A 12,717-nucleotide genomic window follows, 5' to 3' on the forward strand; every position below is an offset into this window, starting at 1 on the left:
GAGTCTCGTGAAGCGCAGAGCCTGAGTCCAATACGGATCCACTCGCTTCCATAAGCTGGATGCATGGATCTTGAGATTCGAGTGCTTCGGTCGTTCCTTGCGCTCGCCGCCGAACTCCACTTCGGCAGGGCCGCGGCGTCCCTGCATGTGGCCCAGCCCGCCCTCTCACAGCAGATCAGGCGACTCGAGGCCGGCCTCGGCGTCGAGCTCTTCGCGCGCACCTCCCGCAGCGTGAAGCTCACGACCGCGGGAGCAGTGCTCCGCGAACGCGCGCGCTCGCTCGTGGCGCAGTCCGAACGCGTCGTGGATGAGGTCATGCGAGTCGGCCGAGGTGAGCAGGGAAGGCTCGATGTCGGGTTCGTGAGCTCCGCCCTTCCGCTCGGGCCCGTGGAACGCGTGCAGCGTTTCAGGGCCGACTTCCCTGGCGTGCATATCGAGCTTCTCGAGGGGTGGACGGCGAGACTCCTCGCGAAGGTCGCGCTCGGTGAGCTGGACCTCGCGATCGTTCGCGACCCTGATGTCGTCGATGGTGTGAGGCTGACGCCGTTCCGCACGGAGCGCTTCGTGGCTGCCGTGCCGCTCTCGCATCCGCTCGCCGAGCGTGGCAGGATCTTCGCCAGCGAACTCGCCGGTGACCCGTTCGTGTTCTTCCCCGCGGAGGCCGGTGAGCTCGCGACGGTGCGCAATCTGGCGCCGGTGCTCGCGGGCGGGCGCATGCCGACCATCGTGCAGACAGGGAGCACGTGGACGACGCTGCTCCACCTCGTCGCGGCCGGCATCGGCGTGACCGTGGCCCCGGCGAGCGCCGCCCTGGTGCCGCCACCAGGGATCGCGATCCTGGAGCTCGACGGCACCGACGCGTTCAGCGAGCTGGCGTGGGCGTCCCCGGCGGACGACCACCGTTCGATCCTGCGCGCCTTCATCGATGACAACTGATGCAGGGACGAGGGTGGCCGCTCATCGAGAACGTTTATCAAGAAGACGGGACGTTGATAAACTTATCAACGCAGCCAGAGGGGCGTGCGGCCCTGAGCGGACCGGAACTGCTAGCGACGATGGTGCACGTATCCTGGACCCGTGACCACAGAGCTCGCGCGCGCCGAGTCGCTCATCGCGACCATCCCTGACTTCCCAGACGCGGGCATCCAGTTCCGAGACATCACCCCGCTCTTCGCCGACGGCCCCGCGCTCCGCGCCGTCGTCGACGCAGTGACCACGCCGTTCGCCGGATCCTTCGACGTCGTCGCAGGCGTCGAGGCGCGAGGGTTCCTCCTGGCTGGAGCCATCGCCAACGCGGCCGGCGTCGGCCTCATCCCCATCCGCAAGGCCGGGAAGCTGCCCCGCCCGGCAGCGTCGATCACGTACGACCTCGAATACGGGACGGACAAGCTGGAAGCGGCGCAGGACCTGCCAGCCGGCACCCGCGTCCTGCTCGTCGACGACATCCTCGCCACCGGCGGAACCCTGCGCGCGGGCCAGCAGCTCCTCGAGCAGCTCGGATACACTCTGGCCGGCACGGCCGTCCTCATGGAGCTCAGCGAGCTCGACGGCCAACGGTTCTGCGGCCCCGTGCACTCCCTCTTCAGCGTCTGACACGCAGCTCGCTGCGCCGAGCGGTAGGCACACGGGGAATGCCTGCTCGTTTGCGAACGAACCTGCATCTCTCGCGTGGATGCGCCGAGGTGGCCGGCGAACACTCGCCACGCGGCGCCTCGGAGCCGTGACAGGCCCGAAACATGCGCTGGCTAGCGTTGCGAGCATGTCCCTCCTTGTCACCCACGCACGCCTCATCACGATCCCCACGGGCTCCACGGATGCCGGCTACATCGAAGACGGCTGGATGCTCGTCGAAGACGGCCGCATCGCCGCCATCGGCAGCGGGACGCCGTCCGTCACCGCCGACGAGACCCTCGACGTGGCCGGCAAGTTCGTGGCCCCCGGATTCGTCTCGAGCCACTCGCACCTGTTCACCAGCGGACTGCGTGGCCTCGGCGTCGCCGACACCCTCTACGGCTGGTGCGACTCGATGCTCGGCACAACCGCCCACATGACCCCGGAGCAGTTGTACTGGTCGACCCTGCACGGCTCGCTCGACTTCCTCTCGAACGGGGTCACGACCGCCTACAACTTCACCGACCCGCTGCAGGCGTGGGAGTCGATGGTCGACGGGAAGCGGACGGGCACAGCGAGCATCCGCCCCCTCGAGTACCACTATCGCCAGGCGGACGGCACCCTCGACTCCGGCATCCGCTTCGTGGACGCGTCAGGTATGGACGCCACCGTCGGCAGCGACGACGAGATCTTCGCGAGGCTGCAGGCCGAGGTCGAGCACACGAGGGCCATGGATCCGGCATTCGCGCTCGGGTCCTCCATCATGGGCCAGGTGCAGTGGTCGCCGCGGGCCGATTCCGCCGAGCTCGAGGCCGAGGCCATGCGCCGCTTCGGCATCACCAATCAGGCGCACTTCCTCGAATCGCCAGAGGCCGTCGAGCACCAGCAGTCGAAGTTCGCCCTGTACCGAGATGCTGGCGCCCTCGAACTCGGCCTCATGTTCGGGCACTTCATCCAGACCACCCCGGAGATCATCGCCGAGGCCGCCGCTCGCGGCGCGAGCATGTCGTGGCAGCCGTCGTCGAACGGGCGGCTCGCCTCTGGCGTAGCGCTCGTGCCGGAGATGCTGCAGCTCGGGATGAAGGTCGGGGTCGGCCTCGACGATCAGGCGTGCACCGACGTGAGCGACCCGTGGCAGAACATGCGCATGGGCATCTACCTGCAGCGTTCGCGCACGCAGGACCCGCTGTCGATGATGCCCGAGCTGATGCTGCGCCTCCACACGCTCGGCGGCGCCGAGATCATGGGGGTCGCCGACCGCGTCGGCTCGCTCGAGGTCGGCAAGTTCGCCGACTTCGTCGTCGTCGACCCGCGCTCCCCCGACGTCGGCCCGCTCTGGCACCCGGTGCGCTCGTACGTGCTCGCGATGAACCCGAGGAACCTCGAGGCCGTCTACGTCGGCGGCCAGCTCGTGAACCGGAGCGGCGCATCCACCAACCCCCTCGCCGAAGAGGCATCGGCGAGGCTCCATGAGCTGCCGGCGGCGATCATCCCCCTCCGCGGCCACCCGCACTGAACGACGAAGGGGCCGGAAGAGATCTCCCGGCCCCGACGTCTCGGCCCGTACAGTGCGGACAGCTCAGCGCAACGGACTCAACGCCGCGGAACGCCCATCCCCATGCGGTCGAGGACGATGTTCTCGACGATCTGCACGAGGTTGTAGGACACGAGGGTGATGATGGTGATGAGCGCGATCGACGTCCACAGCTCGGAGAACTGGGCTTGCGCGTTGAACTTCAGGATCGCGCCGCCGATGCCGGTTCCCGTCGAGAGCCACTCGGCGAGCAGCGCACCCGTAACGGCTCCGGGCACGGAGACGCGGGCGGCCGCGAAGATCGACGGCAGCGCGCCCGGCATGTTGACCTTCGCCAGGCTCATGAGCCGGCCACCGCCGAACACGTGCACGACGTCGAGGCTCTGCTGGCTCGCGCGGCTGAGGCCGAACAGGACGCTCGCGAGTGCCGGGAAGACCACCACGATCGTCCCGATCACCGCGACGGAGGCTGTGGTGCCTCGACCGGTCATGAGGATGATGACGGGCGCGATGGAGACGAGCGGGATCGTCCGCAGCAGGAGCACAAGCGGCATGACCCCGGCCTCGATCGCACGGGAGAGGCTGAAGGCCACCGCCAGCACGATGGCGACCGCCATACCGACGACGAACCCGAGCGCCGAGTCCGCGAGGGTCTGCCCCACGAGGGGGAACAGCTGCGCGCGGTGCTCCGCGGCGTCCTCGGACCCGAACAGGAACTCCCAGACGTCAAGGGGGCCCTTCGCGATGAACGACGAGATGCCGGTGAAGCTCACGACCGCCTGCCAGAGCAGGAGCAGCACGAGCAGCGTGATGCCCGCCGAACCCAGCGAGCGCAGCACCGTCTTCCGGAGGGCGCTGCGCCGTTCGCGCACGATCCGGGCCTCGGCGACCGCATCGTCCGCCGCCTTCCTCTGCGCGTCCTCCACGATCACGGTCATCGCACTGCCTTTCCTGAAACCCACGGTGTGATGAGGCGGATGACGAGCCCGAAGAGCCCGTAGGCCGCGAGCGCGAACACCGCGCACAACAGGAAGACCGACCAGACGCCGGCGGAGTCGAGCTGACCCTGCAGACGGATCAGGGTCGGCCCGACCCCCGCGGTGATGGATCCCAGGTACTCGCCGAGCACGGCGCCCAGGAACGCCGAGGGGACGGCGATCTGGAGCGCGTTGAGGATGGCGGGGAGCGCGGCGACGAGACGGACCTTGCGCATCTGCATCCACGAGCCGCCGCCGAAGACGCGCACGACGTCGAGCGACGCCCGATCCGCCGACTTGAACCCGAGGATGGCGCCGACGACCGTCGTGAACACGCACACGAGCGCCGCGAGGAAGATGGCCGTCTCCGAGGGGTCGCCTGGGCTCTTCGCCCCGCCGAGCACCACGATGGAGATGCCGCCCACAGCGACGATCGGCAGGCAGTACGTGACGACGGCGATCTGCGTGATGACCGTCTCGAGGCGGGGGAAGACGAGCACGACGGTCGCGAGCAGCAGCGCGATGCCGTTGCCCCACACGTAGCCGATGCCCGCCGCGGTGATCGTCGGGGCGAACACACCCCAGGTACCCAAGACATTGCCCTGCACGAACAGCCAGTCGAACACGGCGAGCGGCGAGGGCACCGGGGTGAAGCTCGTCCCGTCGGAGGGTTGGAAGGCGGCGAAGGAGACCAGCCACCAGATCAGGATGAGGGCGACCCCGCCGATGAGCGCGGCGAGCCAGCCGGGGATGCGCTCCCTGGCCATGGTCACGCCTCGGCTTCTGCGTGTCCGTGCACGCCGAAGAGCAGCTCGGAGGCGCGGTCGACCAGCGCGTGGAACTCGGGCGTGCGCATCGTCTCCGGGGTGCGCGGCCGCGGCAGGTCGACTTCGATGATCTCCTGCACACGACCCGGCCGCGCCGACATGACGGCGACCCGATCGGCGAGGAAGATCGCCTCGCTGATGCCGTGCGTGACGAGCAGCGTCGTCGCGGGCTTCTCTGTCCAGATGCGCAGCAGCTCCAGGTTGAGGTTCTGCCGCGTCATGTCGTCGAGCGCCCCGAAGGGCTCATCCAGCAGCAGCACGGAGGGCTTGAGCACGAGCGCGCGAGCGATCGAGGCCCGTTGCCGCATGCCGCCGGAGAGTTGCGCGGGCTTGGCGTTCGCGAAGTCGCTGAGTCCGACGAGGGCGAGCAGCTCATCGACGTACGCCTTGTCGACCGGGCGCCCAGCGACCTCGAACGGCAGTTCGACGTTCTTGCGGATGCTCCGCCAGGGAAGCAGCGCGTGGTCCTGGAACGCGATCCCCAGCTCGCTGTTCGCACGCAGCTGGTCGGGTGTCTGCCCGTCGACGAGCGCGCTCCCGGCCGTGGGGTGGTCGAGAGCTGCGAGGATGCGCAGGATCGTCGACTTGCCGCACCCCGAGGGGCCGAGCAGCGCGAGGAACGATCCCTTGTCGGTGTGCAGGTCCGTGTCCTGCAGCGCGAGCAGCGATGTTCCGCCGCGCAGGTCGAAGGACTTGGAGACGCCGGTGATCTGGATTCCGGTGCCGGTCTCGGCACCGGAATCCGTTGTCGTGTCGGTGAGGGTCATGAGCTTAGGGCTGGTAGTTCTTCAGCTCGGGGTTCTCGGTGTAGATCTCGTCGAGGATCGTCGTATCGAAGAGGTCGTCGGCTTCGAGCTCCCAGCCTGCGGCGGCGAGGGACGCGATGGTCTGCGTCTTGAGCTCGTCCGAGATGGTGAAGAGGCCGTTCGCCTCGGTCTCCGGGGTGGAGATCAGCTCCGCCTGGGCCATGAGGCCGGCCTCGACCTTCGCGGGGTCGAGTTCGCCGAACGTCAGGTCACCGGCTGCGGCCGACGCGTTGTAGTGCTCGGTCACCTTGTCGACGGTGTCGTCGGTCGGCTGCGTGAACGTGTCGGTCCAGCCTTTGATCTCGGCGATGAGGAACGCTTTGACGAGCTCCGGGTTCTCGTCCAGGTACTGCTCGGTGACGGTGATCGCCTCGGCGACGTACGGGAGCCCGTTGTCCGCGTAGGCGAGGTTCGTGACCTCGTAGCCCTCCATCTCGACCGTGATGGCCTCGTTCGTCAGGTAGGCCATGAAGCCGTCGACTTCACCGTTCATGAGGGGCGTTGGGTCGAAGTCGACGGGAACGACCGTCACCTGGTCCTCGCTGATGCCGTTCGCGGCGAGCAGCGCCTTGAAGACGGACGCGTTCGAGTCCTGCACGCCGATCTTCTTGCCGACCAGGTCCTCCGGCGTGGCGATGTTGCCCTTGTCGGTCAGCGACAGGATCGTGAACGGGTTCTTCTGGAAGGTCGTCGCGACGATCTTCAGCGGGGCGTCCTGCTCCGCGACCGCGGCTCCGACGGAGGCGGCGTCGCTGAGCGCGAACTGCACGGAACCGGAGAGGAGCTTGGCGACGCCCGTGTCCGGGCCCGCGATGCCCTGCACCTCGGAGAAGCCCGCCTCGTCGTAGTAGCCGTTGTCGTAGGCGTAGTACTCACCCGCGAATTCCTCGTTCTTGATCCACGAGTACTGCACGCTGATCTCGCCGTGGTCGACGGATGCGCTGCCCGGGGACGACTCAGACGCGCTTGGCGAGCAGGCGGTGAGGGCGAGCGCGGCAGTTGCGGTGAGGGCGAGCGCCGCAGTTGCGCGTCGGCGGGCTCTGGTGAGTGTGTGCATCGGTTCTCCTTGAAGGCAATCGGCTAGTCGCGACATTAGGCAGTTCATATTTCGGGGACGGGTTCGCCGGTGTTACGGGCGTGATTCGCAATTCGCCAGACCCGGTCACGGCTGAAGGGCTGCTCGAACGGGCGGCTCCCGAGGGCGCGCGCGATCGCGTTCCCGACAGCTGGGGCGACCGGGTTGTACGGTGACTCGCTCATGGACTTCGCGCCGAATGGCCCGAGGTCGTCGCTGGTGTCGGCGAAGTACACCTCGGTGTCTGGCACGTCGGCGAACTGCGGCACCCGGTAGAGGCGGAACACGGGGTTGGCGACGCGGCCGCCGTCGTCCAGCGTCACCTCTTCGTAGAGCGCGCTGCCGAGCCCCTGCGCGACGCCGCCCTCTATCTGCCCCCGACACTGTGCCGGGTTCATGACGTACCCGGCGTCGGCGGCGTGGACGGACTGCAGGATGCGCACCGTTCCGGTCTCCGGCTCGACGGCCAGCCTGACGGCGTGCACGTTGAAGGCGAGCGAGCGGTGCTCGCCGAGCTCGCTGCCGTCGGCGGTGATCTCGCCGCCGTTCTCCTCCGATGCCAGCCGCGCGAAGCCGACGAGCCCGCTTGGCGTCTCGACGCCGTCGAGTGCGAGTTCCACGTCGTCGGGAGACGCCCCGGTGATGGCCGCCGCGCGTTCCCGCATCCGCTCCCCCAGGGAGAGGCAGGCGGCGTGCAGCGCCTTGCCGGCGACGGTGATGCCAGCGGACGCGAACGCGCCCGTGTCGTGCTCGACCGCATCCGTGTCGGAGTTCCACAGCTCGAGTCGGTCGAAGCTCGTGCGCAGGTCGGTGACCGCGATCTGCTTGAGCACGGTCGTGGTGCCGTTGCCGAACTCGGCCGTGCCGGTGCGCAGCAGGTACGTGCCGTCGGCGCGGAGCGTCGCCGTCGTGTGCGCGATGTGCCCGAACGGCGCCATCGTGGCGATCATGGCCGCGGCGACCCCCTCCCCGACGAGCCAGCCGGGAGGAGCCTCCTCGCCGTTGGGGCGGCGGAGCGCGTCCTGCGCGAGGTCGAGGCACTGGTCGAACCCGTAGCTTCCCCACACGAGGTCGTCGTGCCCCGGATCGTCGCCCTCGCGGATCGCGTTGCGTCGCCGGAGCTCGAACGGGTCGAGGTTGAGCTCCTGGGCGAGCATGTCCATCGCCGACTCCACGCCGAGGATGACCTGGCCGAGCCCGTAGCCGCGGAAGGCGCCGGAGGGCACCGTGTTCGTGTACACGACCTCCGCATCCAGTCGCCGGAGCGGGACACGGTAGATCGTCGTCGACTCCGCGAGCGAGTGGAAGAGCACGCCGCGCGAGTGGTTGCCGTATGCGCCCGTGTTGCTGAGCACGTCGAGCTGCATCGCGGTCAGCACGCCGTCCTCGTCGGCGCCGAGCGTGACCGACACCCGCATCGGGTGCCTGACGGCGGCGCGCTGGAACTCGTCCGTGCGCGAGAACTCGTACGAGACGGGCCTTCCGATGGTCAGCACCGCGAGGGCGACGAGGTCCTCGGTGAAGATCTCCTGCTTGCCGCCGAACCCGCCGCCGAGCCGCGCGGCCAGCACCCGCACCCGATCTCGGTCCAGGTCGAAGAGGTGGGCGATCTCGTCGCGTGCGAGGAACGGCACCTGCGTCGAGGAGCGGATGACGAGGCGGCCGTCATCGTCGAGCCAGCCGATCGAGCCGTGCGTCTCGAGCTGCGCGTGCGTGACACGCGCCGTCTGCCACGTGCCGGAGACGGTGACCGCGCTCGAGGCGAACGCCTCGGTGAGGTCCGGGCCCGCGTGGACGCTCGTGATGACGTTGCGCTCGGCCTCGTCGACGCGCTCCTCGGGGGTGCGATCCGGATGCACCAGCGGTGCGCCGGGCAGACGGGCTTCCTCCGGGTCGAAGACGGCCGGCAGCGGATCGTAGTCGACGCGGACGAGGGCGCGCGCGGCATCCGCCGCTTCGGCAGTCTCCGCGACGACGGCGGCGACGCGCTGCCCGATGTGCCGCACGACGCTGTCGAGCAGGAGCGTGTCGTCTGGGTCGTCGGCGCGGTGCTCGTGGCGGGCCGACGAGTAGCGACGCTGCGGGACGTCCTCGTGCGTGAAGATGCGCACGACGCCGGGCACGGCAAGCGCCTCAGCCGTGTCGACGCGCAGGATGCGCGCGTGCGCGTGCGGGCTCGTCACGACCCGCAGCACGAGCGCGCCGCTCGCCGGATGCCCGGGCGGCAGATCGAACGTGAACGGCTCGAGACCCTGGACGATGCGTCTCGCCGCCTCGGGGACGACGGAGCTGCCGACCGTCTGGGGCTGGGGCTGGGGCTCGGGCTGGGGGTCGGGCGCTCCGTCGGGCTGCGCCCTGGGCTGAGAGGCGGTCTCCGGCAGGGCCTTCGACGCACCGACCGAAGTGGGCCGGCCGCAGGTCTGTGCGCAGGACCCCGCACGCGCGGACCCGCAGATCGCTTCGCGGATGGGCCGGTAGCCCGTGCACCGGCACAGGTTTCCCTTCATCCGCTTGTCGAACTCGTCGAGGTCCGCCTCCTCCAAGGTCGACGCGGTCACGCTCATGCCCGGGCTGCAGAAGCCGCACTGGAAGCCGAACCCCTCCGCCAGCGCCTCCTGCACCGGGTGCAGCTCGTCGCCCGGTGCGAGGCCGGCGGCCGTCGTGACGCTCCTCCCCGCCACCCGCACGGCCGGGATGAGGCACGAGTGCACGGGAGTGCCGTCGAGCAGGACCGAGCAGGCGCCGCAGTCGCCGGCGTCGCATCCCTTCTTCACGGTCATGGACCCGGTCTCCCGCAACAGGGTCCGCAGGCACTGGCCGGCGCGCGGCTCCGCCGAGCGGCCAGTGCCGTCCACTTCGAACTTCACGACAGTCCCTTCCGGATGCGCTCGGCGAGCACGATGCTCACGCCGCGACGCCAATCTGCCGAGCCGAGCGGGTCGCTGTAGTACCCCTGCGCCTCGCCGACGCGCTCGGCGAGCTCCGCCGCGGTCGGCAGCTGCGGAAACGCGAGCACGGTCGGGGTCTGGGTGGCCGCGGTGACCGTGAAGACGCTGCCCCCTGCGGGGTCGACGCGGCCAGTGACGACGGCTCCCGAGCGCCCGTGCTCGGCGAGCGCGATCTTGAGGAGCCTCGCGTGGGAGCGCAGCGCGGCGGCCGGAAGGTGGATGCTGCGGAGCACGTCGCCCGGCCGCAGCACGGTCGTCCCATCCCCCGTCACGAGTTCCGCGACGGGCAGGCGGATGTCGTCGGCGCCCCGCCAGATCTCGGCCGTCCCATCGAGCGCCACACACAGCGAGACCATGCCGGCAGCCGCGAACGCCCGACAGACGTTGCCGCCGACCGTCGCCGTGTTCCAGATCTTGAACGATGCGAGGAGCGCGTCAGCGGCGGCAGGGACGAGCGACAGCGCCGGCCAGTCCACCTGCGACGGGTGCGTGCCTCCCCGCGCGGCGCTCTTCGCCCACGCGACGAGCGTGGCGATGGAGCAGGTCGCCGCGACGCGCAACCCGCCCGTATCCGCCTCGATATCCGGCCAGGCCATTCCGGTCACGTCGACGAAACCCGTCGTGGCGGGCTGCGGCTCGCTCATGAGCCACGTGCCGCCCGCGAGGATCACCTCGCCCGGCGCGAGCAGCAGGTCCTCGCGGGATCGTGCGACGCGGTACGAGCGCACCGTCGTGATGTCCATCGGCCCTCCCGGTCGTGAGTCGTGCGCGTGCAGCTGACTGAGCGCGAGATCGGATGCTGGGGAGTGAAGCAGACAGCCGTTTCGTCGGTGTTTCGATCGTGGGTCGTGGGATGCGACGACCTTCACCTGCCCGCAACAGGCGCGCAATGGGGTGCGCATAGCGTTTCGGCATGCGTGGAATTCTGCCGATTGCCGCCGAGTGGGCGCGGGCCGGGCGCCCGTTCGCGATGGCGACGCTCGTCGCCGTGAGCGGCAGCGCGCCCCGCGAGGTGGGTGCGAGCCTCATCGTGTCCGCGGAGGGGGAGGTCTTCGGAAACGTGTCGGGCGGGTGCGTGGAGGGCGCCGTCTACGAGCAGTGCCTGCAGGCGATCCGGAGCGGCGCCGCGAGCGTCGAGACGTTCGGGTACAGCTCTGCCGAGGCGTTCTCGGTTGGCCTGAGCTGCGGCGGCGTCATCGACGTGCTCGTGCGCCCCGTCCTGCCCGGAAGCGTCGCCGCCCGGGACGTCCTGCTCCTGGCCGAACGCGAAGCGCATGCCATGCAGATGACGTACACGCTGCTGGTCGAAGGCGCCGACGTCGGGCGAGGCGTCATCGACCAGACCGCGCCGCCCTCGTCAGGAGCCGTGACGATCACCCTCGGTTCGCCGCCCCGGCTCATCCTCGTGGGCGCGGTCGAGTTCGCCGTGGCGCTCTCCCGCATCGCGATCGCCGCGGGCATGCGGGTGACGGTCGTCGACCCTCGCGAGGTGTTCGCGACGGCGGCCCGCTTCCCCGGAGCAGACGTCGTCGTCGCCTGGCCGCACCGCTACCTGGAGTCGGCGGAGGTGGATGCGCGCACCGCCGTGTGCGTGCTCACGCACGACCCGAAGCTCGACGTGCCCGCGCTGCGCGCGGCGCTCGCATCCGACGCCGGCTATGTCGGCGTGATGGGCAGCCGACAGGCGCACGAAGAACGGCTCGAGCGGCTGGCTGCGGAGTCGGCGGGGGCTGGGGCTGGGTCCGTGTCCGGGTCTGGGGCGGCGAGGCAACCGGTGTCGGCTGAGCAGCTTGAGCGGCTGCGTTCGCCGATAGGACTCGACCTGGGAGGTCGCTCTCCAGAGGAGACTGCCCTCTCGATTCTCGCCGAGATCGTCGCCGACCAGCATGGCGCATCCGGCCGCCGCCTGTCTGAGCTCTCCGGTCCGGTGCACCGGCCGCTGGACGCTCGCGTCGCATCATGACGGCGTGCAGGCACGCATTGGTGTGCGCGTGAGGAGCCGCGTGTGAGCCGAGGCGTGTGGCGGCGGCGAGAACTGCGAGTGCGCTGCGCGCAGACCCGGGGGTGGCGCATCCGAAGCGGCGGATGCGGGTGCGCAAAGCCCACGTCTGTGCGGTCGGGTCAAGACGCCGCGCACACCTGGGGGTTGCGCATCCCCGACGGCGGATGCGGCTGCCGGAAGCCGAGGTCTACCCAGGGGGCGCCCAGAGACCCGGGGGTTGCGGATGCGGCGGGGCCAGCGGAGATGCTCCCGGCCCAGGTGTGCGGATGAGCGTGTCCGGGGTTGTGCTCGCGGCGGGGGCGGGGTCAAGGTTCGGAGGACCGAAGGCGCTCGCGTGTCTGCCCGATGGCACGCCGTGGGTGGCGCGGGCCGTGGAGACACTTCTCGGGGCCGGATGCTCAGAGGTGCTCGTCGCCCTCGGCGCCGGGCGGGCGGAGGCCTCCGCGCTGGTCCCGGCGAACGCGACGGTCCTGCCCGTACCGGACTGGGCGGAGGGCCTCGCTGCCTCAGTGCGCGCCGCGCTGTGTGCCGCCGCGACGACCGATGCGGACGCCGTCCTGCTGATCCCCGTCGACACGCCCGATCTGCCGATCGTGGCCTGTCGGCGGGTTCTCGGTGCGGGTGGGCCGCTTGCCCGGGCGAGCTACGGCGGCGAGCCCGGGCATCCGGTGCTCATCGGCCGCGAGCACTGGATTCCCCTCGCCTCGAGCGTCGCCGGTGACCGAGGCGCCGGCGCGTACCTGACGGCCCGGGGCGCCGTCTCGGTCGAATGCGGCGACCTGTGGCATGGCCACGACATCGACACCCGCCCGCTGTGAGCATCCGCCAGACCGCCCCGCAAGCAGCCCGTGCTCGCCGCACACTCGCCTCACGTCCCGAACCGCCCTCGCTCCCGGCGCATCCACACGAGAAATGCACGCTCGTTCCCGAACGAACC

General features: G+C 70.0%; 11 protein-coding genes. 5 read left to right on the top strand and 6 right to left on the bottom strand.

The features are described from left to right. The first annotated feature begins 63 nt into the window (after positions 1-63). The 3 genes from C5C17_RS17680 to C5C17_RS17690 all read left to right on the top strand — a co-directional run bounded on the left by C5C17_RS17680 (position 64) and on the right by C5C17_RS17690 (position 3,127). Positions 64-936, top strand: coding sequence for a LysR substrate-binding domain-containing protein (locus C5C17_RS17680; protein WP_104254711.1), 873 nt, complete (start codon positions 64-66; stop codon positions 934-936). A gap of 141 nt (positions 937-1,077) precedes the next feature. After that, positions 1,078-1,593, top strand: coding sequence for an adenine phosphoribosyltransferase (locus C5C17_RS17685; protein ID WP_104254712.1), 516 nt, complete (start codon positions 1,078-1,080; stop codon positions 1,591-1,593). A gap of 166 nt (positions 1,594-1,759) precedes the next feature. Beyond that, positions 1,760-3,127: an amidohydrolase family protein gene (locus C5C17_RS17690; RefSeq protein ID WP_104254713.1), complete on the top strand. Its 1,368-nt coding sequence runs from the start codon at positions 1,760-1,762 to the stop codon at positions 3,125-3,127. Positions 3,128-3,204: 77 nt separating this feature from the next. On the opposite strand, the gene C5C17_RS17695 is transcribed toward C5C17_RS17690, so the two are convergent. Genes C5C17_RS17695 through C5C17_RS17720 form a run of 6 tightly spaced genes read right to left on the bottom strand, consistent with a single transcriptional unit; the run spans position 3,205 to position 10,521 of the window. Next, the gene (locus tag C5C17_RS17695; protein WP_104254714.1) at positions 3,205-4,083 is read right to left on the bottom strand and encodes an ABC transporter permease; all 879 of its coding nucleotides are present in this window, start codon (positions 4,081-4,083) and stop codon (positions 3,205-3,207) included. After that, positions 4,080-4,889, bottom strand: coding sequence for an ABC transporter permease (locus C5C17_RS17700; protein WP_104254715.1), 810 nt, complete (start codon positions 4,887-4,889; stop codon positions 4,080-4,082). The genes C5C17_RS17695 and C5C17_RS17700 overlap by 4 nt, the downstream gene beginning before the upstream one ends. Positions 4,890-4,891: 2 nt before the next feature. Continuing rightward, positions 4,892-5,716: an ABC transporter ATP-binding protein gene (locus C5C17_RS17705; protein ID WP_104254716.1), complete on the bottom strand. Its 825-nt coding sequence runs from the start codon at positions 5,714-5,716 to the stop codon at positions 4,892-4,894. Between the two features lie 4 nt (positions 5,717-5,720). Then, complete coding sequence (locus C5C17_RS17710) at positions 5,721-6,812, bottom strand: ABC transporter substrate-binding protein (RefSeq protein WP_104254717.1); 1,092 nt, start codon at positions 6,810-6,812, stop codon at positions 5,721-5,723. Positions 6,813-6,856: 44 nt separating this feature from the next. Further along, positions 6,857-9,697, bottom strand: a complete 2,841-nt coding sequence (locus C5C17_RS17715; protein ID WP_104254718.1) for a molybdopterin-dependent oxidoreductase — start codon at positions 9,695-9,697, stop codon at positions 6,857-6,859. Continuing rightward, positions 9,694-10,521, bottom strand: a complete 828-nt coding sequence (locus C5C17_RS17720; RefSeq protein WP_104254719.1) for an FAD binding domain-containing protein — start codon at positions 10,519-10,521, stop codon at positions 9,694-9,696. The genes C5C17_RS17715 and C5C17_RS17720 overlap by 4 nt, the downstream gene beginning before the upstream one ends. 170 nt (positions 10,522-10,691) lie before the next feature. On the opposite strand from C5C17_RS17720, the gene C5C17_RS17725 reads away from it, so the two are divergent. Together C5C17_RS17725 and C5C17_RS17730 are read left to right on the top strand one after the other, a co-directional pair. Beyond that, complete coding sequence (locus C5C17_RS17725) at positions 10,692-11,741, top strand: XdhC family protein (protein WP_104254720.1); 1,050 nt, start codon at positions 10,692-10,694, stop codon at positions 11,739-11,741. A 305-nt stretch (positions 11,742-12,046) separates the two neighbouring features. Then, the gene (locus C5C17_RS17730) at positions 12,047-12,598 is read left to right on the top strand and encodes an NTP transferase domain-containing protein (protein ID WP_104254721.1); all 552 of its coding nucleotides are present in this window, start codon (positions 12,047-12,049) and stop codon (positions 12,596-12,598) included. Positions 12,599-12,717: the final 119 nt, after the last annotated feature.

It is taken from the genome of Pseudoclavibacter sp. RFBA6 (assembly GCF_002931575.1).
In the GTDB taxonomy this organism is placed as follows: Bacteria; Actinomycetota; Actinomycetes; order Actinomycetales; family Microbacteriaceae; genus Pseudoclavibacter; species Pseudoclavibacter terrae.